The organism is Knoellia koreensis (genome assembly GCF_013041615.1).
In the GTDB taxonomy this organism is placed as follows: domain Bacteria; phylum Actinomycetota; class Actinomycetes; order Actinomycetales; family Dermatophilaceae; genus Pedococcus; species Pedococcus koreensis.
The window spans coordinates 180,351-206,890 of record NZ_JABEPQ010000004.1 but is presented as its reverse complement, the minus strand read 5'-3'; the positions used below and the strand labels follow the sequence as shown (position 1 = coordinate 206,890).

The window sequence follows — 26,540 nt, the reverse complement described above, 5'->3', positions numbered from 1 at the left end:
TCACACCACCCGTCCCGAGCGCAGCACCGCCAGGGCAGCACCGACCAGGAGCAGGAGAGCGGCCGCGGCCGCGAACCACGACGTGACCTCGCGCTCCTCGCTGCGGGTGGTCCACGCGAGGTCGATCGAGTCGTAGACCTTGGTGAGCGACGCGGCGTCGGCGGCCGCGTGGTACTGGCCATCGGTGAGGTCGGCGATGCCCTGCAGGGTCGCCTCGTCGAGCGCCGTCGACACCTGGAAGCCGTCGATGTCGAGCACCGTGCCCTGCGGGCTGCCCAGGCCGATCGGGTAGACCTTCACACCCGCGGCGGAGGCGAGCTCGGCGACCTGGAGGGGGTCCGGCTTGGTGGTGTTCTCGCCGTCGGACAGCAGGATCATCGCGGCCGACCCGTAGTAGCCGATCGGGACGTCGTCGAGGTTCTGCGCCTGCGGGTCGACCGGGATCGGCTTGCCGGCGATGGCGCCCAGCCCGGTGATGATGCCCGCCCCGAGGGCGGTGCCGCCGTCGGTCCTGAGCCGGTCGATCGCCGCGGTGACCAGGCCGCGGTCCTCGGTCGGCTGCTGCGTGACGACGGCGCTGTTGCCGAACGCCACGACGCCGAGCCGGATGGTCGAGGGCTGCCGCTCGACGAACTTCCGCGCGGCGGTCTTGGCGGCCTCGAGCCGCGTGGGCGCGACGTCCTTGGCCGCCATGCTGTTCGACACGTCGAAGGCGAGGATGACGGTGCCCTCCCGGTGCGGCTCGGCGATCGTCGCGGTCGGCCGCGCGACCGAGACGAGCAGCAGGGCCAGGGCGCCGAGCAGGAGCGCCGGCACGAGGTGGCGCCAGCGGTCGTGGGCAGCCTCCGGTGCCACCATTCCCTGCTGTGCCAACGCCTCCCGGCGCTGGGCGCGACGGCGCAGCTGGAGGCGGTACCCGACGACGAGGACGGGTACGAACAGGAGCAGCAGGAGGGCTGCGGGCCACTGGAAGGTCATCGCCGCCGCTGCCGCCTCAGCTCGCTGATGCGGGCCAGCGCGCGCACGAGGTCGTCGTCGGTGGAGACCTGGAACAGGTCGGTGCCCGCGCGGCGCGCGGCGCCGACGAGCTCCTCCTGCCGCTGCTCGGCGGCCTCGGTGAGGCGGGCGCGGAAGACCGGGTCGCTGGTGTCCACGAAGATCTGCTCGCCGGTCTCGGCGTCCTCGACGTAGACCGCGCCCACGTCGGGGAGCTCGGACTCGCGCGGGTCGACGACCTGCAGCGCCACCACGTCGTGGCGACGGGCCAGCAGCGACAACGGCTGCTCCCAGCCGGGCGTGCTGATGAAGTCGGACACCACGATGACGAGGGAGCGGCGCCGGGCCACCCCGAGCCCGGCCCGCAGCAACGTGCCCAGGTCGGTGGTGGTGTGGCCGGAGGGCTCGGCCGGGGGATCGAGCAGGGCGCGGGCGATGCGCAGGACCTGGTTGCGCCCCTGGCCGGGCGGAATAGTGTGCAGCCCGTCGTCGAGCAGCACCGCGGCGAGCCGGTTGCCGCCGCGGGAGAGAAGGTGGCCGATGGTCATCGCGATCTCGGTGAGCACCAACGACTTCTGCCGGTCGACGGGTCCGAAGCCCATGGACGCGGACCGGTCCAGCAGCAGCCACGCGGTCACCTCGCGGTCCTCGACGTACTCGCGCACGTACGGCGTGTCCATCCGCGCCGTGACGTTCCAGTCGATGTGGCGCAGGTCGTCACCCGCCTCGTACTCGCGCAGGTCGGTGAAGTCGAGCCCGCTGCCGCGAAAGAGCGTGCGGTAGTCACCCTGCACGCGCCCGTCGAGGCGGCGCACCACCCGCCACTGCAGGCGCCGCAGCAGTGCTTCGGGGGCCACCGCAGGGGGAGCGGCTACCGGCCGTGCCACTGCGTCCCGCTCGACTGGTGGCCGCCGGCTGGGCTCACGCCGGAGGCGGCCTGCTGGCGACGCTCGCGCAACGGCACGTCGGGCACGCTGACGGCCTCGAGGATCGGGGTGAGGACGTCGTCGGCGCTCATGCCCTCGGCCAGGGCCTCGTAGGACAGCACCAACCGGTGCCGCATCACGTCGCGGGCGAGGTCGCGGATGTCCTGCGGCCGCGCGAAGTCGCGACCGCGCAGGAACGCCAGCGCCTTGCCCGCCAGCACGAGGTTGATCGACGCGCGCGGGCTCGCCCCGAACGACAGGTAGCGCGCGAGGTCCGGCAGCCCCACCTGCCCGGGCGAGCGGGTCGCGGACGCCAGCCGGACGGCATACTCGATCAGTGCCGGGTCGACGTAGACCTCGTCGGTCCTGCGCTGGTAGTCCACGAGCTGGTCGATGGTGAGCACCTGCTGCGCGCGCTCGAACCTTGTGGTCATCCGCTCGACGACGACGAACTCCTCTGCGGGAGAGGGATATCCGATCAGCGTCTTGAGCATGAACCGGTCGACCTGCGCCTCCGGCAGCGCGTAGGTGCCCTCGGACTCGATGGGGTTCTGCGTCGCCATGACGAGGAAGGGGTCGGGCGCGGCGAAGGTCTCACGGCCGATCGTGACCTGGCGTTCCTGCATCACCTCGAGCAGCGCGCTCTGCACCTTCGCCGGCGCGCGGTTGATCTCGTCGGCGAGGACGAGGTTGGCGAAGACCGGGCCGAGCGAGACCTGGAAGTCGCCCTCCTTCTGGTTCCAGATGCGGGTGCCGATGACGTCGGCCGGCACCAGGTCGGGCGTGAACTGGATCCGTTGGAACTGACCGCCCATCGCTTCGGCCAAAGTCTTGATCGCCATCGTCTTGGCCAGTCCCGGCACGCCCTCGACGAGCAGGTGGCCGCGCGCCAGCAACGCCACGAGCATCCGCTCGAGCAGCACGTCCTGGCCGACGATGGTCTTCTTCACCTCGTAGAGCGCCTGCTCGAGCGGGCCCTGCGCCGGGCGTGGGGCGGCCAGATCGGGTCGGGTGGGTTCCATGCGTGCTCCTCTGGCGTGACTACTGTTCCGGTGCGCCGGCGGACCCACCGGCGCTCGCGATGGGGACGGCGAAACCGATGCCGACGAAGAAGTTCTGCTCCGACGGGTTGGCGAGGCCGGTCACGATGCCGACCACCTGCCCGTCGCGGTTGAGCAGCGGACCGCCGGAGTTGCCCGGGTTGACGGCGGCGTCGAACTGGATGAGCCCCTCGAGGGTGCGGCTCGCGCTGACCTTGATCGACCGGTCCAGTGCCGACACGACGCCAGCCGACAGCGAGTCGGCCAGCCCGAGCGGGTGGCCCACCGCGAACACGTCGTCACCGACCTGGGTCCCGCCGCCGAGGACCGCGGGCACAACGACCTGAGGGAGCCGGTCCGGGGTGAGGGACGCGGTGTCGTTGGCCTTCGTGGCCTCCTTGACCTCGGCCGAGGACTGGGTGCCGTCGGCAAACCGCACCGTGATCGTGTCGGCGTCCTCGACGACGTGCAGGGCAGTGAGGATCGTGCCGTCCTTGCTCACCACCACCCCGGCGCCCGTGCCGCGCTCGGCTCCCTTGGCCCCGCTGCCGGTCGTGCTGATCACGACGATCGAAGGGGCGATGACCCGGTATGCCGCGGCCGCGTCTGGGGGTGCCTGGCGCGCCTTCTTCTGGGCATCGGCGATGCCGTTCTGGACCGCCTTGTCGACGTCGGCCCTGGTGATGGGTGGGGTCTCCGGGCCGCGGGTGAGGGCGAACGCGAGGACCCCGACGAGCATGACCGCCAGGGCTGCTGCGACGAGAAGCATGGCCCGGCTCGGTCGCCAACGGCGGCGCGGAGCAGCCTCGGGCGCGGGTTCGTCCTGCCCCCGGTCGAGCAGCGTCGCTCCCTGCCGGTCCACGTCTGCGAGCCTACGTCGCGTGCGTGCCGCACGACATCGGGGCGGCCGATTCACGGCAACTTCTCAGGTTCGGCCGTCGGGGGGTGGCCTACCGGGATGCCGGAGGCGTATGCCGCGCCTCTGGCATCGCGTAGCTGCGCTGGTCCCGCGTGGCGAGCTGGCCGACGATGGGTCGATGGTCACGATCCACGAGACAGCCTCCGTCGCTCCCTCCGCAGTGGTCAGCGGCGACGTCGTCATCGGCGCCGGGTCGCGCATCCTGCCGCTGGCCGTCATCGACGGCGAGCGCGGGACGGTGCGCATCGGCTCGGATGTGGTGGTGATGGAGCACGCGGTGCTGCGCGGCCGCGCGAACCACCCGCTCACCATCGGCGACGCGGTCCTGGTCGGGCCGCACACCCACCTGAACGGCACGACCGTCGAGGACGAGGTGTTCGTGGCCACCGGCGCCTCCCTCTTCCCGGGGTCGCTCGCCGGCTCCGGCGCCGAGCTGCGGATCGGTAGCGTCCTGCACGTCAACTCCCGGCTCGAGCCGGGCACCGTCGTGCCGATCGGCTGGGTGGCTGCGGGTGACCCGGCGCAGCTCTTCTCCGCGGACCGGCACGAGGAGCTGTGGCAGGTCCAGGAGCCGCTCGACTTCCCCGGCACCGTCTACGGGGTGCCGCGAGGCACGCCGATGCGCGAGGTCATGCGTCGCCAGAGCGAGGTCTACGCGCCGCGCGGCGGCTGAGCGCGGGGTGCCGGGTCAGGCGCTGCCGTCGATGAGCCGCTGGAGGTACGGGGGCCACCACCCGGCATACCGCTGCTGCAGCTGGGGGATCCGCCAGTCCTCGCCGGTCACCATCTGGCGGCACCGCGTCGAGGGGCAGTGGCAGCGCAGCACCCAATCGGCGTCGACGGTGCTCGTCGAGTAGTCACTGGTGAGCTCGTCACCGCCGGCGATGCCGGACGTGGCGACGAGGGTGTACTCGTCGGCCCACCCGAGGTTCGGGTCGCACGCGTGGTTGGCGAACCGGATGTCGCCACCGGGCGCGAGCAGCAGGTGCCGGCCGGCGTCGACCACGATGGTGTCGACGTAGCCGTCGGCGTCCGCGAATGCCGCACGGAGGCCGGCGTCGTCGACGAGCCGACCGCCGAGCCGGGCCACGACGGTGCCAGCCGCGATCGGCGCGCGAGCGAACAGCCCGCGGCCCGCAATCGGCGACGGGCGCACCTCCACCGCGGCGTGCAGCCAGTGATCCGGCCGGTGCGGGTGCATGCCGGCCATCCAACCACCCGGTGGTGCAAGGATCGGCCCCATGGACAACGGCGTTCCCTCCACCGTCGACGAGCTGCGGGCCCTCCAGCTGGAGCGCATGCGCGCCACCCTGCGGCACGCGTACGACAACGTGCCGCACTACCGCAAGGCCTTCGGCGACGTCGGGGTCAAGCCTGACGACCTGCGCGAGCTCGGCGACCTGGCGCGGTTCCCCTTCACCGCCAAGGCGGACCTGCGGGAGAACTACCCGTTCGGGATGTTCGCGGTGCCGCGCGAGCAGGTGGTGCGGGTGCACGCGTCGAGTGGCACGACCGGCCGCCCGACCGTCGTCGGCTACACCCGCGACGACGTCGACATGTGGGCCGAGGTGATGGCGCGCTCGATCGAGGCCGCCGGGGGCCGCCCGGGCGACGTGCTCCACGTCGTCTACGGCTACGGCCTGTTCACCGGCGGTCTCGGCGCGCACTACGGCGCCGAGCGGCTCGGCTGCACCGTCGTGCCCGTCAGCGGCGGCATGACCGAGCGCCAGGTGCAGCTCATCTCGGACTTCCAGCCGCGGGTCATCATGGTGACGCCGAGCTACTTCCTCGCGATCCTCGACGAGATGGAGGCGCAAGGAGTGGACCCAGCATCGACCTCCTTGGAAATAGGCATCTTCGGGGCCGAGCCGTGGACCGAGCAGCTGCGCGAGGAGGTCGAACAGCGCTCGGGCATCAAGGCCGTCGACATCTACGGACTGTCGGAGGTCATCGGGCCGGGTGTGTCACAGGAGTCGGGGGAGACCCAGGACGGGCTGCACATCTGGGAGGACCACTTCTACCCCGAGGTGGTCGACCCCGTCACCGGTGAGGTGCTGCCCGACGGCGAGGAGGGCGAGCTGGTCTTCACCTCCCTCACCAAGCAGGCGATGCCCGTGATCCGTTACCGCACCAGGGATCTCACCACGCTCAGCCCCGGCACGGCATACCCGCAGTTCCGTCGCATGGCCAAGATCACGGGGCGCACCGACGACATGATGATCGTCCGTGGCGTCAACGTCTTCCCCTCCCAGATCGAGGAGCACCTGCTCACGATCGATGGGCTGACGCCGCACTACCTGTGCGTCCTGACGCGACCGGGGCGGATGGACGAGCTGACCGTGCAGGTCGAGGCCGCCTCGGCCCAGTCCACGCCGGCCGAGCGCGAGGCGATGGCGGCGCAGCTGCGCTCGCGGGTCAAGGACCGGGTCGGCGTCACGGTCGCCGTCGACGTGGTCGAGCCGCACGCCCTCGAGCGCTCGCTCGGGAAGGCCAAGCGGATCAGCGACCAGCGACCGAAGTGACCCCCTCTTCCCCTGCTGTTGCAATCGTGTAATCATCATTACATGGCAACACGAACGACCGCGGAGGCGTGGCTGGCCGGCCGCATCCCGAAGGACTGGTTCACCGGCCCGGTCGAGGTCGACCGCGACCGCGACGAGCTCGTCATCTGGGGTGACCTCGCCGCCCCCGACCTGCCCAAGGACGCCGACGACGCAGAGCGCGCCGTCGCCGCCCGCGGCGCGGTCAAGACCTTCCGCGAGGACACCCGCGAGCAGCGCATCGAGATCGCCCGCGAGCTCGAGCACCTCTCCGGCCGCAAGGTCAGTTGGGGCGTTCGGGTCGGGGACGAGCAGGTGCTGTTCACCCACCTCGCGGCCCCCGTCATGACCCGCCTGCGCCAGCCCGAGCGCAAGGTCCTCGACACCCTCGTCGACGCCGGGGTCGCCCGCTCCCGCGCCGACGCCCTCGCCTGGTGCGTCAAGCTCGTCGGCGAGAAGTCCGACACCTGGCTCGGTGAGCTGCGCGAGGCGATGGAACAGGTCGAGAAGGTCCGCGCCAAGGGCCCCGACGCCTGAGCCGACGGGGTGGGCAAACACGGCGAAGTATGCCGCGGGGCCGGCCCCGCGGCATACCGTCGCCCTCCCAGGGTTCGCCCACGGCGAACATGAGTGAGCCGGGCTCACCTGCGGGGAACAGGCAGCGGGTGGGTCACGTTCCCCCCATGAGTCCTCTGGCGGGCATGACCCAAGCCTCGATCGGGTATCGGTCGGTGAAAGGCAGCGCCGCGGTCAGGGAGCACGGATAGCATCGAGGTGATCTCGATAGGCAGGAGCAGAAGAGATGTTTGAACGGTTCACCGATCGGGCCCGAAGGGTGGTCGTGCTCGCGCAGGAAGAGGCGCGCATGCTCAACCACAACTACATCGGGACCGAGCACATCCTGCTCGGCCTCATCCACGAGGGTGAAGGTGTCGCCTCCAAGGCCCTGGAGAGTCTTGGCATTTCGCTGGAGTCGGTCCGCGAGCAGGTCCAGGAGATCATCGGCCAGGGGCAGCAGGCCCCGAGCGGCCACATTCCCTTCACGCCGCGGGCGAAGAAGGTCCTCGAGCTGAGCCTGCGCGAGGCGCTCCAGCTCGGCCACAACTACATCGGGACCGAGCACATCCTGCTCGGGCTCATCCGCGAGGGCGAGGGCGTCGCCGCCCAGGTCCTCGTCAAGCTGGGCGCCGACCTCAACCGCGTGCGCCAGCAGGTCATCCAGCTCATCTCCGGCTACCAGGGCAAGGAGGGTGGCGCGCCTGCGGGCGTCGGCGCCGGCCAGCAGGCGGAGGGCACCCCGGCGGGCTCGCTGGTGCTCGACCAGTTCGGTCGCAACCTCACCATGGCCGCCCGCGAGGGCAAGCTCGACCCGGTCATCGGGCGCGAGAAGGAGATCGAGCGGGTCATGCAGGTGCTGTCCCGCCGCACCAAGAACAACCCCGTCCTCATCGGCGAGCCCGGCGTCGGCAAGACCGCCGTCGTCGAGGGCCTGGCCCAGGACATCGTCAAGGGCGAGGTGCCCGAGACCCTCAAGGACAAGCAGCTCTACACCCTCGACCTCGGCGCGCTCGTCGCCGGCAGCCGCTACCGCGGTGACTTCGAGGAGCGGCTGAAGAAGGTCCTCAAGGAGATCCGCACCCGCGGCGACATCATCCTGTTCATCGACGAGATCCACACCCTCGTGGGTGCGGGTGCCGCCGAGGGCGCGATCGACGCCGCCAGCATCCTCAAGCCGATGCTGGCCCGCGGTGAGCTCCAGACCATCGGTGCCACCACGCTCGACGAGTACCGCAAGCACATCGAGAAGGACTCGGCACTCGAGCGCCGCTTCCAGCCGATCCAGGTGGCCGAGCCCACGCTCAGCCACGCGATCGAGATCCTCAAGGGCCTGCGTGACCGCTACGAGGCACACCACCGGGTGTCCATCACCGACAGCGCGCTGGTGAGCGCGGCCAACCTGGCCGACCGCTACATCAACGACCGGTTCCTGCCCGACAAGGCGATCGACCTCATCGACGAGGCGGGCGCGCGGTTGCGCATCCGCCGGATGACGGCTCCGCCGGACCTGCGCGAGTTCGACGAGAAGATCGCGGCGGTGCGGCTCGAGAAGGAGTCGGCCATCGACGGGCAGGACTTCGAGAAGGCCGCCGGTCTTCGCGACGACGAGAAGAAGCTGCTCGCCGCCAAGGCCGAGCGTGAGTCGCAGTGGAAGTCCGGCGACATGGACGTCGTGGCTGAGGTCGACGAGGAGCTCATCGCCGAGGTGCTGGCCGCCTCGACCGGCATCCCCGTGTTCAAGCTCACCGAGGAGGAGTCGAGCCGGCTGCTCCACATGGAGGACGAGCTGCACAAGCGCATCGTCGGCATGGACGACGCCATCAAGGCGCTCTCGCAGGCGATCCGCCGCACCCGCGCCGGCCTGAAGGACCCGCGTCGTCCCGGTGGCTCGTTCATCTTCGCCGGCCCGACCGGTGTCGGTAAGACCGAGCTGGCCAAGACGCTCGCGGAGTTCCTCTTCGGCGACGAGGACAGCCTGATCCAGCTCGACATGAGCGAGTTCTCCGAGAAGCACACCGTGTCGCGGCTGTTCGGTTCGCCTCCCGGCTACGTCGGCTACGAAGAGGGCGGCCAGCTCACCGAGAAGGTGCGCCGCAAGCCGTTCTCGGTCGTGCTGTTCGACGAGGTCGAGAAGGCCCACCCGGACATCTTCAACTCGCTGCTGCAGGTGCTCGAGGACGGCCGCCTCACCGACTCCCAGGGTCGGATGGTCGACTTCAAGAACACCGTCATCATCATGACGACCAACCTCGGCACGCGGGACATCGCCAAGGGCGTCTCGCTCGGCTTCTCGGCCGGGCCCGACTCCCGTAGCGACTACGACCGGATGAAGGCCAAGGTCCAGGACGAGCTCAAGCAGCACTTCCGGCCCGAGTTCCTCAACCGCGTCGACGACACGATCGTCTTCCCCCAGCTCACGCAGGAGGAGATCGTCGCCATCGTCGACCTCGAGATCGCCAAGCTCGACAAGCGGCTCAAGGACAAGGACATGGGCATCGAGCTCACCATCGAGGCCAAGAACCTCCTGGCCAAGAAGGGCTACGACCCCGTGCTCGGCGCCCGGCCGCTGCGCCGGACGATCCAGCGCGAGATCGAGGACGTCCTGTCCGAGAAGATCCTCTACGGCGAGCTGAAGTCGGGCGAGCTGGTGCTCGTCAAGACCGAGGGCGAGGGCAAGAACGAGGCCTTCACCTTCGCCGGCACGCCGCACCCGGGCAGCCTCGAGCTCCCCGTGGTCGAGACGGTCGGGGACGCAGCCGAGGGCTGATCCCAGCCACGACGCAAGGGCGGGTATGCCGCGTGGTCACCACGCGGCATACCCGCCCTTTGTCGTCCGTGACGGCCAGGCTGGGTCAGGACAGGCGCGCGAGCATCTCCTTCATGGCGCCGATCTGCACCGACTGGGTGGCGTAGACCTCGGTCGACAGGTCGCCGACGTACTCGTCCTTGCCGTCGCGCTGCTGGGTCGCAGCCATGGTCAGCGCACCCTCGTGGTGGGTGATCATCCGCTGCAGGAACAGCCGGTCGGCCTGCACACCGGTGGCCTGTTTCAGCTCCTCGAGCTGGGCCGCCGTGGCCATGCCCGGCATCGAGGAGTGGTGGCCGCTGCCGGGCGCCTCGACGTTGGTGGCCTGCACCGGCACCGACTGGCCCTTGTCCTTGAGCCAGCGCGCCATGCCGTCGATCTCGGGCCGCTGCTCGTCGCGCATCCGCTCGGCCAGCCCCTTGACCTTCGGGTCGGTGAGGCGGTCGACCACCAGGTCGACCATGACGATGGCTTGGGCGTGGTGGACGATCATGTCCTGCATGAACTGGGTGTCCGCCCGGTCGGGTGATCCCGTGCGGGTGGCGATGGCGTCGGTCCCGGTGAGGGAGGCGTTGGGCTCGCCCGGCTTGCCGGGCTGGAGCACGGGTGCGGTGGGGGAGGTGGCGCCGGGGACCGGCGTGCCGTCGTCGCCCGAGCAGCCGGCCAGCAGGCCGACGCCCAGGGTGGCCACGAGGGCCAGTCCGGCCGACCGGGTGCGGAACCGGTCGGGGTGCATCTGGGTTTCCTTCACGCCGCCACCCTAACCACCGGAAAATCTTTACCTGATCCTGAAACTTCGATCTGCCACCCGTGACGCGCAAAGCGCTTGGCTGGACGGATCGACCGGTCCGTCACTGAAGGGGTGACGCTCCGGCGCAGGTGAACTCCGCCTCTCCCGCCCATCCCTCATCCGCACTGAAGGAGAAGCCCCCATGAGACTCCCCAGAGTCCTGACCGTGGCGGTCGCCGCGGCAGCGCTCGTCCTGCCGGCCTCGGCCGCGATGGCCGCAGGTGACGACGGCGTCGGCAAGTCGGGCACGCAGCTCGCCCCCGACGAGATCGGCCGCAGCGCCAACATGCAGCACCTCGCCAACCTGCCCCACAGCGGGCCGCTCGCCGGCTCCACCGGCACCGACATCGCCTTCCAGGACGGCAAGGCGTTCGTCGGCAACTACAACGGGTTCGTCATCTACGACGTGACCAACCCGTCCTCGCCGCAGATGCTGGCCCAGGTCAGCTGCCCCGGCTCGCAGAACGATGTCAGCGTCTCGGGCAACCTGCTCTACCTTTCCACCGACTCCTCGCGCAGCGACGACTCGTGCGCGTCGATTGGTCAGCCCGCCACGATCAAGGAGTCGTGGGAGGGGATGAAGATCTTCGACATCTCCGACGTGCGCAACCCGAAGTACATCAAGTCGGTCGAGACCGCATGTGGCTCGCACACCCACACCCTCGTGCCGGGTGGAGCCGACAAGGACTACATCTACGTGTCCAGCTACAGCCCGCGTGAGACCTACCCGGACTGCCAGCCGCCGCACGACTCCATCTCCATCATCGAGGTGCCCAAGGCCAACCCCACCGCGGCCAAGGTCGTCGCCGAGCCGAACCTCTTCCCCGACGGCGGAACCGAGGGCCCGGACCTGCTGGCCGGAGGCACGAGCGGCTGCCACGACATCACGGCATACCCGGCCAAGAAGATCGCGGCCGGTGCCTGCATGGGTGACGGCATCATCATGGACATCGCCGACCCGGTGAATCCGAAGGTGATCGAGCGGGTGACCGACCCGAACTTCGCGTTCTGGCACTCGGCGACCTTCAACCAGAAGGCGACCAAGGTCGTCTTCACCGACGAGCTCGGCGGCGGTGGCGCGGCCACCTGCAACGCGGCGATCGGCCCGAACCGCGGCGCGAACGGCATCTACACGCTGTCCGCGGACCGCAAGCTGACGTTCAAGTCGTACTTCAAGATCAAGCGCTACCAGTTCGACAGCGAGAACTGCGTGGCCCACAACGGCTCGATCATCCCGGTGCAGGGCCGCGACGTCATGGTGCAGTCCTGGTACATGGGCGGCACCAACGTCTGGGACTTCACCGACCCGGAGAACCCGCGTGAGATCGGCTACTTCGAACGGGGCCCGAACGGCGGCGCCGGCGGTGGTGGCGGCGGCACCTGGTCGTCCTACTACTACAACGGCACCATCTACTCCTCGGACCTGGGCAAGGGCTTCGACGTCCTGAAGATCACCGAGCCCAACCTCAAGAAGGCCGCGGACGTGAAGATGGGCGAGCTCAACGTCCAGTCGCAGCCGGTCTACCAGCTCAAGTGAGGTCGCAGCTCACCTGAGACCAAGCAGAGGTATGCCGCCCGGCTCAGCCGGGCGGCATACCTTTTGTTTGCAACGGGTTTCGGTGAGTGACCCACCCAGTTGGGGCCTCAGGGGGCCTGCGCGGTGGCGGGCCGGACCACGACGTCGTCGGCGCGGACGAACGCCATCCGGTGGCCGAACCAGATCTCGTAGTAACGGTCCTGGCCGACGACCTGGGTGCAGTCCAGCGGCACGCTCGCGCAGTTGAACGTCTTGGCGTAGTAGTAGTCGGTCTGCAGGTTCCGGTCGGCCACGACGTAGGACTGGCCGGGCTTGATCGTGTACTGCAACGGGGCGACCGTCTGGTACGGGATCTCGGCGGGGTAGGCCGCCTGCTCCGGATAGGCGCGGCCGTAGACGGGGACCGCGGCGCCAGTGCGGGACTCGAGCACCATCGCGCGCTGGGCGACCACGGTGGGCGCCTCGGCCGGGTTGTGGAGCCAGGCGAGCTCCCCGAGGTACCAGACGCCGAGCCAGTCGCCGCGACGCTCGGCCACGACCAGCTGCTGGCCCGCGGCTACCCGGGCGCCGATGTCGGAGACGGCCGTCGTCGACGGCTTACCGTCGGGGCGCAGGCCGATGTCGCTGACCAGCGGCGAGTCGGCGGAGGGCTGGGTGTGCAGGTAGACGAAGTTGGTGCCCTGGGTGGGGCACGGCGTCCCGGCGGTCGTGCAGCCGGTCACGGGCTGGGTGTTGTCCGCGAAGCCGGGCGCCACCGTCACGACGTCGCCACGTGCGTGTGCGCCACCCGTGCCGCCCTCGCCGATCGGCGCGCCGAGCAGGTCGAAGTAGTGCTCCCAGTCCCAGTAGGGGCCCGGGTCCCAGTGCATGCCGCGCACGTTGGCGGGCAGGACGCCCGGCACCTGGTCGTGGCCGATGACGTGCGCCCGGTCGAGCGGCACGTGGTAGCGGCTCGACAGGTACCGCACCAGCGTCGCGGACGACCGGTACATCGACTCGGTGAACCAGGTGGCCCCGGAGGCCGCGAAGCCCTCGTGCTCGATCCCGATCGAGTGCATGTTCACGTACCAGTTACCCGCCTGCCAGCCGACGTCCTTGGCGCTCATGTGATTCGTGACCAGGCCGTCGCTGGACCGGATGGAGTACTGCCAGGCGAGGTAGGTCGGACGGGTCACGAGGTCGAGCGTCGTCTTCCAGTTCGCCTCGGTGTCGTGGATGACGATGTAGTCGATCTTCATGTCGTGCGGGCGGTCCGCGAGGTCGTGGTTGCCGTAGGCGCCCGGCGTGGCGCCGTACTGCTCGTAGGGGGCGGGCAGCCAGTCGCACGCGAGCTCTGGCGGACAGTCGGGCGCGCTGGAGGGACGCTTCGACAGACCCATCTTCTGGATGGCGGCCGGGTCGAGCCGTGCGCCCGGATTCGCAGTCAGGACAACGCGATACCCGTCGTTGGTCTGGCGGCTCTGACCGGTGCGCAAGGTGTCGAAGACCTCCTGCGCGAACCGGCTCGCCGTGGCCTCGTCGGCGGATCCGCTGTACCGCGCCACGGCCTCGGTCCACCCGGTCGCATCCGCTGGGCGGTAGGAGGCCAGCAGCGCGGCGCCGGCACAGACGTTGGCCACGTCGTCGGTGCGCGCCTGCTCCTCGGGTATGCCGCTGAGTCTGGCCGCCGTGGCGAGCGTGCCGGTGTCGTCGTGGTCGGCGCCGGTGGGGGATGCGCCGTCGCCCTTGGCCGCGGCGACGTCGGGGGCAGCGCCGGCGGTGAGGTGCATGGGGCCGTAGCCGCCACTGGTGCTGGGGGAGCCGCCGTGGTCGTCCCAGCGGGACTCCAGGTAGGACACGGCCAGCAGCACGTCGACGGGCACCTTGGACATGTCGGCGGCGCGGGTGAACACCGCCTGTCTGTCGCGGCTTCCCGAGAGGCAGGCCGTGGGGTCCGGCCCCGTCGAGGCCTGGGCGGCGGTGCCCGCCAGGCCGGCAATCACGCTGGTCGCACCGAGTGCTGCGCAGAAGAGAGCCTTGGGTCGCATCTGTTCGGTCTACCAAGACCGGACGCGCGTGCGGGTCAAGGGGACGTAAATTTCTTCCGCAACCACGCGGCATACCGCAGGTTAATTGCGTTGCCCCGCGAAGGTGCGGTGCGGCCGGTCGTGCATGAGGGGTTGGGGGCGCGCCGTACTCTGGAGTCCGTGCGTTTCCCCCACCTTCCTCGTCGTTCCGTGCTGCTCGGAGTCGTGCTGGCTCCGTTCGGCGTCGCCGCCTGCTCCCAGCAGGACAAGCCCGTCGCACCGGCGCCGCCGCACACCACGAGCACGACCACGGCGCCCCCGCCGAAGCCGCGGGTCACGGGTGCGGGCCTGCCGGCCGACCTGCTGGGCACCATGACGGCGCTCTACCTCGGGGGCAAGGTGCCGGCGTCGGGTGCCGTGGCGGCCGCCCTGGCGAAGCGCACACCGGTCAAGGCACCACCGAAGGTCGTCGGCAGCACCGGGTCGTGGAAGGGGACGCCCGTGGCCTCGGTGGCGACGGGCAAGGACCTCACCCTGCTGGTCAAGGGCAGCAACGGGTGGACGGTCGTGGGCGGGTGGTGGCCCGGGCTGAAGGTCGGCCGGCCCGCGATGAAGCCGATGCGCGTGCTGGCCATCGGCTCGGACGCGAGGTCCGGCCAACCGGTGACGAAGTGTCGCGCCGACGCCCTGCACATCATCGGCGTCGACCCCACCAAGGGAGTGGGCGGGATCGTCGGCATCCCGCGCGACTCATGGGTCGCCCTGTCCAGCGGCGGCAGCGGCAAGGTCAACTCCGCGCTGGTCTTCGGCGGCGTGACCGGCATGGTCCACACCGTGAGCCGCGCGACCGGCGTGCCCATCGACGGGTACGTCATCACCGGGTTCAAGGGCTTCCGCGGCATGATCGGGGCGCTCGGCGGCATCGTGGTGGTTTCCAAGTCGTCGCTGCAGAGCGTGGACGGGTTCCGCATCGTCAAGCCGGGCACCAACCGGCTGGATGCCAAGCACGCGCTGGCCTTCGCCCGGGAGCGCAAGCACCTGTCCAACGGCGACTTCGGCCGCTCCGCCAACCAGGGTGTCCTCATCCGCTCCGGTGTGGCGATGGCCCAGCGGCTGGGCCCGGGTCAGCTGGCCCGGCTGCTGTCGAAGATGGGGCCGTACCTCGCGACCGACCTGTCGGTCACCGAGGTCCTCAACCTCTCGGCCAGCCTCTACCTGTCGCCGGTGGCGAAGATCGCGAACAAGGTGGCTCCGGGAGGAGTGGGCACCCGCGCGGGCCAGTCCGTGGTGCTGCTGGGTGGCGGGGCGCGCTCGCTCTTCGCCGACATGCGGAACGGTCGGCTCGGTGCCTGAGGCGGTCATCCGGTCGGCGCACACGGCCGACGTCAGGGCGATTCGGGAGATCGTGCGCCCCCTGGCCGAGGCCCGGGTGCTGGTGTCCAAGGACGCGGTCACCTACTACGAGTCACTCCAGCAGTTCCGGGTCGCGGAGGTCGACGGCGAGGTCGTCGGCTGCGGCGCGCTGCACGTGATGTGGGAGGACCTGGCCGAGATCCGGACGCTGGCAGTGCGTGACGTCGCCAAGGGGTCCGGTGTCGGGTCGCGGCTGCTCGAGGCGCTCGTCGACGATGCCCGGGCGATCGGGGTGAGCCGGTTGTTCTGCCTCACCTTCGAGGTCGACTTCTTCGCCCGGCACGGGTTCGTGCCGATCGACGGGCAGGCCGTCGAGCCGGAGGTGTATGCCGAGCTGGTGCGGTCCTACGACGAAGGTGTGGCCGAGTTCCTCGACCTCGAACGCGTCAAGCCCAACACCCTCGGCAACACCAGGATGCTCCGCACCCTCTGACCGCGGTGGCCTCCGGGTCGGGGTATCCGGCGAGCCTGGTTCGGTAGGGGACTACCTCGAACCGGCGGGGGCCGGGGGCGGCGTCGACCGCCGGCGCGCGACCATGCGCAGCCGGATCGACAGTGCGAGGACGACCAGCAGCAGCCCGGAGATGACGCCGAACCCCAGCCGCGGGACCAGGGGCAGGGCGATGCCGATGCCGCCACCCACCACCCACGCGATCTGCAGCACCGTCTCCGACCACGCGAACACACTGGTGCGCACGGACTCCGCGATGTCGCGCTGGACGATGGCGTCGGTGCTCAGCTTGATGAGCTGGGCGCCGAGTCCGGCAGTGAGGCCGAGCACGAGGAGCGGGACCAACGAGTAGAAGACGGCGGCGCACAGGGCGACCACGACCTCGACCAACAGGGTGACGGAGATGATGGCCTCGGGCCGCAGCCGTCGCAGGGCGTTGCCGATGACGGTGCCGAGCGCGTTGCCGGCGCCCGCCGCGCCGACGACCAGGCCCAGCACGAGCGTGCCGCTGTAGCCCTCGATCGGATGCTCCCGCATCAGGAACGCCATGAACATCGTGAGGAAACCGGTGAGCAGCCGTGCACCCATGGCGCTGGTGAGGGCGGTCAGCACCGCCGGTGGCAGGGCCGCCACCCGGGCCCGCAGCCGCGCGAACGGGTTGCGGGACGGCGCCACCACTACGTCCTGCCGGGGCACCCGGATCGGGCCGGTGTCCTCGATGTCCTGCTCACCGACACTGCTGTCGACGCGCTGGGGCAGGCGGATGGCCAGGACCGTGCCGACCACGTAGATGACGAACGCCAGCCGCAGCGACCACTCCGGACCGAACTTCGCCAGGGCACCGGCGACGCCGCCGCCGACGGCCATGCCGGCGACCCCGGCCAGGGAGATGCGCGAGTTGGCGTTGACCAGCGTGAAGCCCGGTGGGAGGAGGCGGGGGACGGCGGCCGACCGGGTCACGCCGTAGGCCTTGGCCGCGACGAGACACCCCAGGGCAGCCGGGAAGAGCCAGGGCGACCCGGTTGCCACGGCTCCGGCGAGCACCCAGCACAGGAAGGCGCGCAGCGCGAGCGTGGTGCCGATGGCCCACCGACGTCCGTGCCGGAACCGGTCGAGCAGCGGACCGATGAACGGCGCCAGCAGCGCGAACGGCGCCATCGTCAGGGCGAGGAACTGCGCCACCTGGCCGCGGGCCTCGTCGGTCGGGATCGCGAAGATCGTGCCGGCCAGGCTCACCGTGAGGGCCGCGTCACCGCAGATGTTGACGAAGTGCAGCTCGACCAGCCGCGCCAGCCCGCTCTCGTCGGCGCCGGCGGAGTTCGTGTACGCGCGTGCCCGGCGCACCCCCGCGCGCGAGCCGCGTCCGGCGAACCGGGCGCCCGCGACGGTGCCTCGCCCGATGGCCCGTCCCACCCGCGACGCGCCCCGGCGCAGCCCGGCCCGACGGGGCTCCTCCTCACCGTGAGCCTCCGGGCGCACCTGGTGCGGCCCCGTGTCGTGGGGCCGGGACGCGCCGTCGGTGGCGGGGGCCATCAGCCGGCCCGTCGCCCGGGCAGTGCGAACCGGTCACCGTCGAGTGGCTCCACGAGCCCGTCGGCGACCAGGGAGTCAAGGCAGCGCTCGCGCTGGATCTCGTTGTCCGACAACGCTTCCAGCGTGCCACGTGAGACGGGTGAGTTGGCGTCACGCAACGCCGCGAGCAGTATGCCGCGCAGCTGCCGGTCGGTGCCCTCCCACGCCTGCCCGCGGCGCGGCGGCCCGTCGTGCGCGGGCCGGCCGGCGAGCCGCCAGGCACACAGCGACGCGACCGGACAGTCCTCGCACCGCGGCGCCCGCGCCGTGCACACCAGCGCACCGAGCTCCATGACGGCCACGCTCCAGGTGCGGGCCGAGGCCGGGTGCTCCGGCACCAGCCCGGCTGCGACGTCGAGCTCGGCCCGGGTCGGCGACGGCGCGGCATACTCACGGCCCTCGACCACGCGCGCCAGGACGCGGCGCACGTTGGTGTCGACCACGGTGGTGCGCTCGCCGAACGCGAAGGTTGCCACCGCCGCAGCGGTGTAGGTGCCGACGCCGGGCAGGGTCAGCAGCTCCGCCTCGGTGGACGGCACCGCGCCTTCGTGGTCGGCGACGATGGCGACGGCCGCGGCGTGCAGCCGCAGGGCCCGGCGCGGGTAGCCCAGCCGGCCCCAGGCGTGTACGGCCTCGCCGGGCGGCTCGGCGGCCAGGTCGGCCGGCGCGGGCCAGCGGCGCAACCACTCCTGCCAGACCGGCAGCACCCGGGCCACGGGTGTCTGCTGGAGCATCACCTCGGAGACGAAGACGCCCCACGGCCTGGCGTCGTCACGGCGCCAGGGCAGGTCGCGGGCGGCGCCGGCATACCAACGCAGGATCGGGCGGTGCAGCCGCTCGGGGGCGGCGCCGGCCGTCACACGTAGCGTTCGAGGATGCTCGACTCGGCGAGGCGCGACAGGCCCTCGCGGACGGCGCGGGCGCGGCCCTCGCCGACACCCTCGACGTCCATGAGCTCCTCGAGGTTGGCGGCGAGCAGCTTCTGCAGGCTCCCGAAGTGGTCTACGAGCCGCTCGACGATGGCGCCGGGCAGCCGGGGCACCTTGGTGAGCAGCCGGTAGCCGCGCGGGCTCACGGCCGCGTCGAGCGCATCGCCGCCGACAGCGAACCCGAGGGCCTTGGCGCCGGCGGACAGGTCGAGCAGCTCGGTGGAGGTGAGCTCCTCGAGCGCGAGCATTGCCTCCCCGAGGGTGAGGTTGCCCTTGGCCTCGGGGAGGTAGTCGCGGATGACGAGCTCGCGGTCGTTGCCGAGCCCGCCGGTGAGCTCCTCGAGCTGGAGGGTGAGCAGGCGGCCGTCGGTGCCGAGCTCGACGACGTAGCCGGAGATCTCGTCGCTGATGCGGCGCACCATCTCCAGGCGCTGGAGCACGCTGGCGACGTCGCGCACCGTGACGAGGTCCTCGATCTCGAGCGCGGACAGGGTGCCGGTGACCTCGTCGAGGCGCGATTTGTAGCGCTCGAGGGTCTGCAGCGCCTGGTTGGCCCGGGACAGGATCGCGCTGGAGTCCTCGAGCACGTGGCGGCGGCCGTCGACGTAGAGCGCGACGATGCGCATGGACTGGCTCACCGAGATGACGGGGTAGCCGGTCTGCTTGGCGACGCGCTCGGCCGTGCGGTGCCGGGTGCCGGACTCGCTGGTCTCGATGCCGGGGTCGGGCACGAGCTGGGTGGCGGCGCGCAGGATGCGGGAGGCCTCGCGGTCGAGCACGATGCCGCCGTCCATCTTGGCCAGCTCGCGCAGCCGGGTCGCGGAGAACTCGATGTCGAGCGGGAAGCCGCCGGTGCTCAGGGACTCGACCATCTTGTCGTGGCCGAGCACGATGAGCGCACCCGTGCGCCCACGCAGGATTCGCTCGAGGCCGTCACGCAGCTCGGTGCCCGGAGCCACGGCGGCGAGGGTCGCGCGCAGCGCGTCGTCCTCGCGGTTGTCCACGTCCACTGGCCCCTCGGTGCCTCAAGCTGCTAGGTCCCGGCGAGTCTAACGGGGCGCGGGCTGTAGTGCCGCGACCACCGCGCTGCGGATGTCGGGACACTCCACGACCTGGAGCCCGTCGGGCACCGGGCCGCTGCCCGCGGTCCCCGTGGGCACGTATGCCGTGCGGAAGCCCAGGCGGGCTGCCTCCGCGAGCCGGCGGGGGATGCCGGTCACGGGACGCAGCTCGCCGGCCAAGCCGAGTTCGCCGAAGGCGACGGCGTCCTGCGCGAGCGGCTGGTCCTTCACGGCGCTGGCCATGGCAAGCGCGACGGCCAGGTCGGAGGCGGGCTCGGTGACGCGGACACCCCCGACCGTCGAGAGGTAGACGTCCGACCCGCCGATGGGCGCACCGGCCCGCTTGGCGAGCACCGCCACGATCATCGCGACCCGGGCAGAGTCGAGCCCGCTCGTGGCGCGCCGCGGGGTGGGGATCTCGGACTTGCTCACCAGGGCCTGCACCTCGGTCATCAGCGGTCGCCGTCCCTCGAGCGTCACCGTGACGCACGTGCCCGGCACGGTGAGGGTGTTGCGCGAGAGGAACAGCCCGCTGGGGTCGGCGAGCCCGACGATGCCGACGTCGGACAGGTCGAAACAGCCGACCTCGTCGGTGGGGCCGTAGCGGTTCTTGACCGCGCGCACGAGCCGTAGCCGTGAGTGACGGTCGCCCTCGAACTGCACCACGACGTCGACGAGGTGCTCGAGCACGCGTGGCCCGGCGATCGAGCCGTCCTTGGTGACGTGCCCGACGAGCAGGGTGGCGATGCCGCGCGACTTGGCGACCTGGATGAGCGAGGCGGCGACCTCGCGCACCTGGCTGACGTTGCCGGCCGCGCCCTCGACCTCGCCGCTGGCGATGGTCTGCACGGAGTCGATGACGAGCAGGTCGGGCTGGGTGGAGTCGACCTGGCCGAGCACGGTGGCGAGGTCGGTCTCGGACGCCAGGAACAGGCTCGCCGCCATGGCCTCGATCCGCTCGGCGCGCATGCGCACCTGTGCGGCCGACTCCTCGCCCGTGACGTAGAGGACGGTGCGGGTCTCCTGGCCACCGGCTCCGCCCTGGCGGGCAGCGCGGGCTGCGACGTCGAGCAGCAGGGTGGACTTGCCGATGCCGGGCTCGCCGGCGACGAGGACCACCGACCCGGGCACCAGTCCGCCGCCGAGGACCCGGTCGAACTCGCCGACACCGGTCGGCACCGCCTCGGCGCGACGCGCGTCGACCTGCCCGATCGGGACGGCCGGGCGCTCGACCGCGGCTGCCGCGGTGGTGCGCACGGAGACGGCCCCGACCTCGCTGACCGTGCCCCACGCCTGGCACTCGCCGCAGCGGCCCACCCACTTGACGGTGGTCCACCCGCACTCCGAACAGCGGTACCCCGGTGCCGCCTTCGCCTTCGCTGCCATGTGGGACAACCTATGTCGCCGCACCGACAGGCCCGGGTGCCCAGGGCAAAACGGCGGTTGCGTGCGCGAAACGGGTGTTTCTGACCCCCGTTTCATGTCAGCAACCCCCGTTTTGCGAAAGGCGCGTAAGGGGTAGGTGGCTCAGAAGGTGCGCCACCAGAGGTTGACGGCGTAGTCGACCGACGTGCCCTGGTGCTCGGCGAGGATGCCCTCCGCCGCGGTCTCGGGGAACTCGATCCGCACGACCGCCTCGAGGTCCTCGCGCGAGTCAAAGGTCCACTCGATCGTCAGCGGCTCGCGCTCCCACCCTCGCCGGGCCCAGAACCGTTGCACCGCAACGGGATCGTAGGTGGGGTAGGCGCGTGAGAACCAGTGCCCGAAGGTCGATCGGGTCGCGTCGTTGTCGATGACGTATGCCGTGCCGCCGGGTCGCAGGACCCGCTCCAGCTCGCGCAGGCCGGGTTCGCTGCCGGCGCCGAAGAAGTATGCCCACCGGGCGTGGGTGATGTCCGCCGAGGAGTCCGGGAGGGGCAGCGACTGGGCGACACCATCGAGGACACGCACTCGCGGCATACCCGAAATGCGTTGTCGCGCAAGGGAAACCAACGGTGGGTGTGGCTCGACGCCTGTCACCGACGCGCACCCGAGCGAGGCGAAGCGCGGCAGGTGGAACCCGCTGCCGCACCCCACGTCGACCAGGTCCGCGCCCTCGAACGGGTGGATCCGCGCCATGGCCGCTTCGATCACCCCGGCCCGGTCGACGGCGAGGTTCTCCACCTCGTAGACGTCGGGGGAGTCCCAGATGTTCGGGCTGCGGGTGGGCTCGTGCGCCGCCTGCGCGTCCTCGCGCGCGGCCTTCCACGCCGCACCGGCCGCGCGCCGCGCGCTCGAGCTCACCGGCGCTTCTTCGCCTCTTGGGCGGCCAGGGTCGCTGGGTGCACCATGAGCGGCAACATCTTGCGGGAGTAGGCGTTTCGTGCAGCCTTCACACTCGCCAGGTGGGCTTCGCAGCGCACCTCGAGCTCGGCATATGCGGCCGTACCCATGAGCTCGACCAGCTCGGCCTTGTTGCTGCGGTAGACCGGCTCGCGACCGACGTGCGCCTCTGGGTTGCCCGAGCAGTACCAGTCGAGGTCGTGACCGCCCGGCCCCCAGCCACGCCGGTCGTACTCGGTGATCGTGACCTCCTGCCACGACGACCCGTCGGGCAGCTCGACCTTGCGGTAGGTGCGCCGGATCGGCAGCTGCCAGCAGACGTCGGGCTTGACCGTGTGCGGCTCCTGACCGGTCAGCACCGCGTGTTGGTGCAGCGCGCAGCCAGCGCCGGCGGGGAAGCCCGGCCGGTTGAGGAAGATGCAGGCGCCGTCGACGACCTTGGTCTTGAGGGCGTCGTCCTCGACCTCGGTCCAAGCGCTCGTCCTGGTCGAGCCGGGGTGCAGCTGCCACTCGTCCTCACCGAGCTCCTTGACGACCTTCTTGACCCGCTTGACGTCGTCGTCGTCGGTGAAATGGGCGCCGAGGGTGCAGCACCCGTCGTCGGGCCGGTCGGCGTAGATGCCGTGGCAGCCGCTGCCGAAGATGCACGTGTAGCTCGACGTGAGCCAGGTCAGGTCGCAGCGGAAGCGCTGGTCGGAGTCGTCCGGGTCGTCGAACTCGACCCAGATGCGCGGGATGTCCAGCGGTGTCTCGGGCGGGTGGTCACCGGTGGGGTGGGTGGGGCGGTCGGGCACCGGGCCACCCTACGTTCTTGCCGACCGCATTCCCGCACGGGCGCTCAGGTTGCGGACGTGCCGGCCTCGCGCCGGCGGCGCACCACCCAGACCACGACGAGGATCGCGAGGAGTATGCCGCTGGCGAGCCAGTTCGGTCGGGTCAGGTCGGCGACGAAGTCACCTGCGCGGACGGCGCGGGTGGGGTCGGGGTCGCTGGGGTCGCCGTCGGAGCCCAGGAGGCTGACACCTGCCACCACCGCGAAGAGGGCCGGGACCGCCAGGAGCAGCAATCCGAACCGCGAGCCCAGCACCAAGCCGAGCAGGCACAGCAGCAGCACGGGCAACAGCGCCGTGAGCAGGGTCGCACCAGACTCGAGGTAGCGCGCGCGGGAGGGTTGGTCGCCGAAAAACGGCGCCGTGTTGATCCCGGCGGCGAGGACGTCCCAGGCCAGCAGGAGCCACCCGAGCAGGACGACCAGCGCGGTCGCGGGCCACACCCGTCGCGGCCCCACGGCGGAGGTAGGGGCGCGCTCGGAGGTCAGGTGAGCAGGCGGCATACGCCCCAGTCTCGACGCAACTGCGGCCGGTCGCATGAGCACCGGTGCTCACGCGACCGGCCGCCGGTCAGCCTGTGGTCAGCGGGGCGCGAAGGCTGCAGGCACCAGGCGCGGCACGGTGAGCGCGCGTTCGGCCCGCCCGTCGATGGTGAACGTCCGCCCGCGCAGCGTCGCCGTCGCACGCGCCGCGGTCGCACCCGGCGCGTCCACGGCTTCCACCGTCACCGTGAGCGACCCGTCGTCGCCCCACGAGCCGGTGCCGACGAAACCGACCTCACCGGTGGGCCGCGCCACGGTGACCGCGACGCCGTCGCCCTCGGGCCGGGTGAGCACGACCCACCGCACGTAGGTGGTGCCCATCGACTCGTTGGTGCCCAGCAGCGCGCCGGCGACACCGGGCGCCTCCCGGAGCCGCGCCGGGTCACCGGTCGCGAGCACCACGTGGGTGCGTCCGCCGCAGTCGAAGGCCCCCACCGGCGCGGCGTCGGACGGCACCAGCGCCGCCCACTGCGGGTCGGGCACCGCGGCCTTGCGCGGCACCGGCAGCTCGACGTCGTGGATGCGCGCCTTGATGCGTCCGGTGACCGGAAGCGTCGGCGCGTCCTCGCCCGGCAGGCGCAGCGCGACGTCGGCCGGGTCGAGGCGCAGGCCCAGCCGGTGGGCCAGCAGCCGGGTCGAGACCCCGGCCGCCGTGACCGCGTGCTCCCACGTCGCGCGGTCGGCGGCGCCCGTGAGCCGGCGCGTGTCGGCTCGCGTGCCGAGCCGGGCCAGCCCCTCGCTGGCCGCGGCGACGAGCTGCCCGTCGACCTCGTCGTCGGCGACGCGACGCAGTGCGCGCACCGCCGCGGGTGCGTCGATGCGACCCAGCGCCTTGGCCGCGGCCACCCGCACCTGGGGTTCCTCGTGGCCGGTGAGCGCCTTGGTGAGCGCGGTGGTGGCGCGCTTGCCGGCCTGGCTGCCCGGGCTGGCGGCGGCCGCCTCGACGAGTATGCCGATGGCGGTGCCGGTCGTGAGGGTCGTGGGCTTGCCGTCCAGCGCGGCGATGGCGCCGCTGACGGTGCGGTCCTTCCTCGAACCGATGAGTACTGACATGGCCCCTCCTAGCAGGGGTTCTTCATGCGGCAGTGGTCGCGCATGTTGTCGGCTTCGGACGTGGTGATGACCCCGCCGTTGGGGATCGTCGGGTTCATCAGCGCGGTGCTGTTGTTGCGGTGGCTGAGACCCAGGTAGTGGCCGAGCTCGTGGGCGGTGGCGAAGTCGGAGAGCCCGCCACCGGCGTTCATCTCCACGACGCTGCCGTCCATGCCCTTGGCGTCCTTGTCGCACGGGCCGTCGACACGCGACAGGCCCGCGGTCGAGCCGACGTACATGCGCACGAGGAACAGGTCGAGCGCGTCGTTCGGCACGGTCCACTCGTCCGTGAGGCTCTCGGCCTCGCCGTCGGAGTTGATGACGTCGCGTCCGCGGGCGTCGGCGGTCGAGATGACGAAGTGCTGCACCCGGCCCACGCCCATGGAGCGGCCGGCCGCGGCATACAGGTCCCGCGTCCTGGCGACGGCTCGGTCGATCTCCACGAAGTCTGCCGACGTGAACTGGTCCGAGCCGACCTGGATGCAGTTGACGTGGACGAACTTGCTGCCGAGCCGGTCGACCTGCTGGCGCACCGACACCGGCACCGAGTTCGTCAGCTGGCCCATGAAGTCGCGCCGCACCGACAGCGGCGAGGTGGCGATGCCGATGCACGCGGCCCGCTGCTTGAGGCTGGGCATGTCAGCCCTCGAACTTCTTGAGCCGGTCCTGCAGGTCCTGGATCTGCGCGGTGTACCGCGCCAGCGTGTCCTCGATGCTCAGGTGGCCGAAGGGGCTCTTCACCGTCATGGTGCCGTTGACCGTGACCGAGCCGTTGATCTTGACCGGCCCGTTGATGGTCACGCCGCCCGGGTAGTCGTGCGCCCAGTTGATGGTCAGGCCGTCGTCGAAGTCGTGCACGAGCGCCCGCCGCCACGGCGTCGCCGACTTGCGCCGGCTCGCGTAGTCGAGGACGAGGTCGGCCTGGTGGCAGGCCAGCCGGAAGCCCTCGATGGTGACGCCGCCCGGGTAGTCCGAGTCCCAGTTGAGCGTCAGCCCATCGGTGAAGTCGTGGACGAGCGCGCGCCGCTGCCCGGCCGGCGTCGAGCGCCGCGCGGGCGCGTCGATGACGACGTCGTTCGCGGTCGTCCTGAAGATGTCTCCCTCGGCAGTCGTGGTGTTGCCGTCGAGACGCAGGTCAGCATCCATTGCGTGTTTCCTTCCCCCGTGCCGCGCTGTGCGGCGTGAAATGGTGAGCCGTTCCGGCCCTCCCCCCGACGACCAAGAGGCGCGGCTGCCGCCCCTGATACGTCCGCGCCGGATAGCGTTGCCCCATGCGCCTCGGAGTCATCGACGTCGGCTCCAACACCGTCCACCTCCTCGTCGTCGACGCGCACCGGGGCGCCCAGCCGATCCCGGCCACGTCACACAAGATCGAGCTGCGCCTGTCCGAGCACGTCACCGACGACGGGTCGATCGCCGACAGCGGGGCCAAGGCGCTGGCCCGGTTCGTGCGCGAGTGCCTGACGCTGGCCGAGGACCAGGGCGTCGAGGACGTCATGGCGTTCGCGACCAGTGCGGTGCGTGAGGCCCCCAACGGCCAGGACGTCCTCGACCTCGTGCGCGAGCAGACCGGGGTGTCGCTCGAGGTGCTGTCCGGCGAGGACGAGGCCCGGCTGACGTTCCTCGCGGCGCGGCGCTGGTTCGGGTGGTCCAGTGGCACCCTCGCGGTCGTCGACATCGGCGGCGGTTCGCTCGAGCTCGCCGCCGGCATGGACGAGGAGCCGGACGCCGCGGTCAGCCTCGAGCTCGGCGCCGGTCGCCTCACCCGTGACCTCCTCCCCGGTGACCCGCCCGCGGCCGACGTGGTGGGCGAGGCGCGGCGCGAGATCCGCAAGCGCCTCGCCGCCGCCGTGCGCCCGATCAGCAAGGTGGGGCCGGTCGACCGGGCCGTCGGCACCTCCAAGACGATGCGCTCGCTGGCGCGGGTCGCGGGGGCCGCGCCGTCGAGCGAGGGCCCGTATGCCGCGCGGTACCTCGAGCTCGCCGACGTCACCGCGATCGTCGGTCGCCTCACGACCATGAGCGCGCAGGAGCGCGCCGAGCTGCCCGGCGTCTCGGCCGGCCGGTCGCGCCAGCTGCTGGCCGGGGCCCTCGTCGCAGAAGCCGCGATGGACCTGCTGGGGTTCGAGCGGCTCGACATCTGCCCCTGGGCCCTGCGCGAAGGAATCATCCTCGACCGCCTCGACCAGCTTCGCTGACCCGAGTCGAGT

At 71.2% G+C, this 26,540-nt stretch carries 25 protein-coding genes; 8 read left to right on the top strand and 17 right to left on the bottom strand.

Going from position 1 to position 26,540, the window contains the following annotated elements:
- The 4 genes from HJG52_RS16735 to HJG52_RS16720 are packed head-to-tail and all read right to left on the bottom strand — an operon-like array spanning position 1 to position 3,824.
- Positions 1-978, bottom strand: coding sequence for a vWA domain-containing protein (locus tag HJG52_RS16735; protein WP_171244761.1), 978 nt, complete (start codon positions 976-978; stop codon positions 1-3).
- Positions 975-1,853, bottom strand: coding sequence for a DUF58 domain-containing protein (locus HJG52_RS16730; protein ID WP_346767803.1), 879 nt, complete (start codon positions 1,851-1,853; stop codon positions 975-977). The genes HJG52_RS16735 and HJG52_RS16730 overlap by 4 nt, the downstream gene beginning before the upstream one ends.
- A gap of 14 nt (positions 1,854-1,867) precedes the next feature.
- The gene (locus HJG52_RS16725; protein WP_171244759.1) at positions 1,868-2,944 is read right to left on the bottom strand and encodes an AAA family ATPase; all 1,077 of its coding nucleotides are present in this window, start codon (positions 2,942-2,944) and stop codon (positions 1,868-1,870) included.
- 19 nt (positions 2,945-2,963) lie between these two features.
- Positions 2,964-3,824, bottom strand: coding sequence for a S1C family serine protease (locus HJG52_RS16720; protein WP_346767802.1), 861 nt, complete (start codon positions 3,822-3,824; stop codon positions 2,964-2,966).
- Between the two features lie 175 nt (positions 3,825-3,999).
- Here HJG52_RS16720 and HJG52_RS16715 point away from each other — a divergent pair, with 175 nt between their 5' ends.
- Complete coding sequence (locus tag HJG52_RS16715) at positions 4,000-4,554, top strand: gamma carbonic anhydrase family protein (protein ID WP_171244758.1); 555 nt, start codon at positions 4,000-4,002, stop codon at positions 4,552-4,554.
- Between the two features lie 15 nt (positions 4,555-4,569).
- Here the strand turns inward: HJG52_RS16715 and HJG52_RS16710 are convergent, their stop codons facing one another.
- Positions 4,570-5,082, bottom strand: coding sequence for an SET domain-containing protein (locus HJG52_RS16710; protein WP_171244757.1), 513 nt, complete (start codon positions 5,080-5,082; stop codon positions 4,570-4,572).
- A 40-nt stretch (positions 5,083-5,122) separates the two neighbouring features.
- On the opposite strand from HJG52_RS16710, the gene paaK reads away from it, so the two are divergent.
- The 3 genes from paaK (at position 5,123) to HJG52_RS16695 (ending at position 9,746) form a co-directional block, all read left to right on the top strand.
- A complete protein-coding gene (gene paaK / locus HJG52_RS16705; RefSeq protein ID WP_206070995.1) occupies positions 5,123-6,403 on the top strand; it encodes a phenylacetate--CoA ligase PaaK in 1,281 nt (426 codons plus the stop codon).
- Between the two features lie 42 nt (positions 6,404-6,445).
- Positions 6,446-6,958, top strand: coding sequence for a hypothetical protein (locus HJG52_RS16700; protein ID WP_171244755.1), 513 nt, complete (start codon positions 6,446-6,448; stop codon positions 6,956-6,958).
- Between the two features lie 265 nt (positions 6,959-7,223).
- On the top strand, positions 7,224-9,746 hold the full coding sequence (locus tag HJG52_RS16695; protein ID WP_171244754.1) for an ATP-dependent Clp protease ATP-binding subunit: 2,523 nt from the start codon (positions 7,224-7,226) through the stop codon (positions 9,744-9,746).
- A gap of 85 nt (positions 9,747-9,831) precedes the next feature.
- On the opposite strand, the gene HJG52_RS21390 is transcribed toward HJG52_RS16695, so the two are convergent.
- The gene (locus tag HJG52_RS21390) at positions 9,832-10,536 is read right to left on the bottom strand and encodes a DUF305 domain-containing protein (RefSeq protein ID WP_171244753.1); all 705 of its coding nucleotides are present in this window, start codon (positions 10,534-10,536) and stop codon (positions 9,832-9,834) included.
- Positions 10,537-10,717: 181 nt separating this feature from the next.
- Here HJG52_RS21390 and HJG52_RS16685 point away from each other — a divergent pair, with 181 nt between their 5' ends.
- Entirely contained in the window at positions 10,718-12,112 is a 1,395-nt protein-coding gene (locus HJG52_RS16685; RefSeq protein ID WP_171244752.1) for an LVIVD repeat-containing protein, read from the top strand.
- Positions 12,113-12,219: 107 nt separating this feature from the next.
- On the opposite strand, the gene HJG52_RS16680 is transcribed toward HJG52_RS16685, so the two are convergent.
- A complete protein-coding gene (locus HJG52_RS16680) occupies positions 12,220-14,139 on the bottom strand; it encodes an N-acetylmuramoyl-L-alanine amidase (protein WP_171244751.1) in 1,920 nt (639 codons plus the stop codon).
- Positions 14,140-14,298: 159 nt separating this feature from the next.
- Here HJG52_RS16680 and HJG52_RS21750 point away from each other — a divergent pair, with 159 nt between their 5' ends.
- Positions 14,299-15,471, top strand: a complete 1,173-nt coding sequence (locus HJG52_RS21750; protein ID WP_346767801.1) for an LCP family protein — start codon at positions 14,299-14,301, stop codon at positions 15,469-15,471.
- Positions 15,464-15,964, top strand: a complete 501-nt coding sequence (locus HJG52_RS20990) for an amino-acid N-acetyltransferase (protein ID WP_346767800.1) — start codon at positions 15,464-15,466, stop codon at positions 15,962-15,964. Before HJG52_RS21750 ends, HJG52_RS20990 begins: the two co-directional genes overlap by 8 nt.
- Before the next feature lie 51 nt (positions 15,965-16,015).
- Here the strand turns inward: HJG52_RS20990 and HJG52_RS16665 are convergent, their stop codons facing one another.
- The 10 genes from HJG52_RS16665 to HJG52_RS16620 form a co-directional block, all read right to left on the bottom strand.
- Positions 16,016-17,515, bottom strand: a complete 1,500-nt coding sequence (locus HJG52_RS16665; protein WP_171244748.1) for an MFS transporter — start codon at positions 17,513-17,515, stop codon at positions 16,016-16,018.
- Complete coding sequence (locus HJG52_RS16660; RefSeq protein WP_171244747.1) at positions 17,515-18,414, bottom strand: A/G-specific adenine glycosylase; 900 nt, start codon at positions 18,412-18,414, stop codon at positions 17,515-17,517. The genes HJG52_RS16665 and HJG52_RS16660 overlap by 1 nt, the downstream gene beginning before the upstream one ends.
- Complete coding sequence (gene disA, locus HJG52_RS16655) at positions 18,411-19,487, bottom strand: DNA integrity scanning diadenylate cyclase DisA (RefSeq protein ID WP_171244746.1); 1,077 nt, start codon at positions 19,485-19,487, stop codon at positions 18,411-18,413. The genes HJG52_RS16660 and disA overlap by 4 nt, the downstream gene beginning before the upstream one ends.
- 45 nt (positions 19,488-19,532) lie before the next feature.
- The gene (radA, locus tag HJG52_RS16650) at positions 19,533-20,930 is read right to left on the bottom strand and encodes a DNA repair protein RadA (RefSeq protein WP_171244745.1); all 1,398 of its coding nucleotides are present in this window, start codon (positions 20,928-20,930) and stop codon (positions 19,533-19,535) included.
- A 141-nt stretch (positions 20,931-21,071) separates the two neighbouring features.
- The gene (locus HJG52_RS16645; protein WP_346767799.1) at positions 21,072-21,827 is read right to left on the bottom strand and encodes a class I SAM-dependent methyltransferase; all 756 of its coding nucleotides are present in this window, start codon (positions 21,825-21,827) and stop codon (positions 21,072-21,074) included.
- Entirely contained in the window at positions 21,824-22,660 is an 837-nt protein-coding gene (locus tag HJG52_RS16640; protein WP_171244744.1) for a DUF3109 family protein, read from the bottom strand. The genes HJG52_RS16645 and HJG52_RS16640 overlap by 4 nt, the downstream gene beginning before the upstream one ends.
- 44 nt (positions 22,661-22,704) lie before the next feature.
- Entirely contained in the window at positions 22,705-23,199 is a 495-nt protein-coding gene (locus HJG52_RS16635; protein WP_171244743.1) for a hypothetical protein, read from the bottom strand.
- Between the two features lie 78 nt (positions 23,200-23,277).
- Positions 23,278-24,291 carry a HEAT repeat domain-containing protein gene (locus HJG52_RS16630; RefSeq protein WP_171244742.1) on the bottom strand — a complete coding sequence of 338 codons (1,014 nt, stop codon included), beginning with the start codon at positions 24,289-24,291 and terminating at the stop codon, positions 23,278-23,280.
- 8 nt (positions 24,292-24,299) lie between these two features.
- Entirely contained in the window at positions 24,300-24,968 is a 669-nt protein-coding gene (locus tag HJG52_RS16625) for a matrixin family metalloprotease (protein ID WP_171244741.1), read from the bottom strand.
- Between the two features lies 1 nt (position 24,969).
- A complete protein-coding gene (locus HJG52_RS16620) occupies positions 24,970-25,476 on the bottom strand; it encodes a hypothetical protein (RefSeq protein ID WP_171244740.1) in 507 nt (168 codons plus the stop codon).
- Between the two features lie 125 nt (positions 25,477-25,601).
- Between HJG52_RS16620 and HJG52_RS16615 the strand changes: the two genes are divergently transcribed.
- Entirely contained in the window at positions 25,602-26,528 is a 927-nt protein-coding gene (locus HJG52_RS16615) for a Ppx/GppA phosphatase family protein (protein ID WP_171244739.1), read from the top strand.
- Positions 26,529-26,540 lie beyond the last annotated feature (12 nt).

Excerpts from the sequence above, each read along its gene's own strand:
- HJG52_RS16735 (WP_171244761.1), bottom strand. The coding sequence starts at position 978 with ATGACCTTCCAGTGGCCCGCAGCCCTCCTGCTGCTCCTGTTCGTACCC.
- HJG52_RS16725 (WP_171244759.1), bottom strand. The coding sequence starts at position 2,944 with ATGGAACCCACCCGACCCGATCTGGCCGCCCCACGCCCGGCGCAGGGC.
- HJG52_RS16715 (WP_171244758.1), top strand. The coding sequence starts at position 4,000 with ATGGTCACGATCCACGAGACAGCCTCCGTCGCTCCCTCCGCAGTGGTC.
- HJG52_RS16710 (WP_171244757.1), bottom strand. The coding sequence starts at position 5,082 with ATGCACCCGCACCGGCCGGATCACTGGCTGCACGCCGCGGTGGAGGTG.
- paaK (WP_206070995.1), top strand. The coding sequence starts at position 5,123 with ATGGACAACGGCGTTCCCTCCACCGTCGACGAGCTGCGGGCCCTCCAG.
- HJG52_RS16700 (WP_171244755.1), top strand. The coding sequence starts at position 6,446 with ATGGCAACACGAACGACCGCGGAGGCGTGGCTGGCCGGCCGCATCCCG.
- HJG52_RS16695 (WP_171244754.1), top strand. The coding sequence starts at position 7,224 with ATGTTTGAACGGTTCACCGATCGGGCCCGAAGGGTGGTCGTGCTCGCG.
- HJG52_RS16685 (WP_171244752.1), top strand. The coding sequence starts at position 10,718 with ATGAGACTCCCCAGAGTCCTGACCGTGGCGGTCGCCGCGGCAGCGCTC.
- HJG52_RS16680 (WP_171244751.1), bottom strand. The coding sequence starts at position 14,139 with ATGCGACCCAAGGCTCTCTTCTGCGCAGCACTCGGTGCGACCAGCGTG.
- HJG52_RS16665 (WP_171244748.1), bottom strand. The coding sequence starts at position 17,515 with ATGGCCCCCGCCACCGACGGCGCGTCCCGGCCCCACGACACGGGGCCG.
- radA (WP_171244745.1), bottom strand. The coding sequence starts at position 20,930 with ATGGCAGCGAAGGCGAAGGCGGCACCGGGGTACCGCTGTTCGGAGTGC.
- HJG52_RS16635 (WP_171244743.1), bottom strand. The coding sequence starts at position 23,199 with ATGCCGCCTGCTCACCTGACCTCCGAGCGCGCCCCTACCTCCGCCGTG.
- HJG52_RS16630 (WP_171244742.1), bottom strand. The coding sequence starts at position 24,291 with ATGTCAGTACTCATCGGTTCGAGGAAGGACCGCACCGTCAGCGGCGCC.
- HJG52_RS16625 (WP_171244741.1), bottom strand. The coding sequence starts at position 24,968 with ATGCCCAGCCTCAAGCAGCGGGCCGCGTGCATCGGCATCGCCACCTCG.
- HJG52_RS16620 (WP_171244740.1), bottom strand. The coding sequence starts at position 25,476 with ATGGATGCTGACCTGCGTCTCGACGGCAACACCACGACTGCCGAGGGA.
- HJG52_RS16615 (WP_171244739.1), top strand. The coding sequence starts at position 25,602 with ATGCGCCTCGGAGTCATCGACGTCGGCTCCAACACCGTCCACCTCCTC.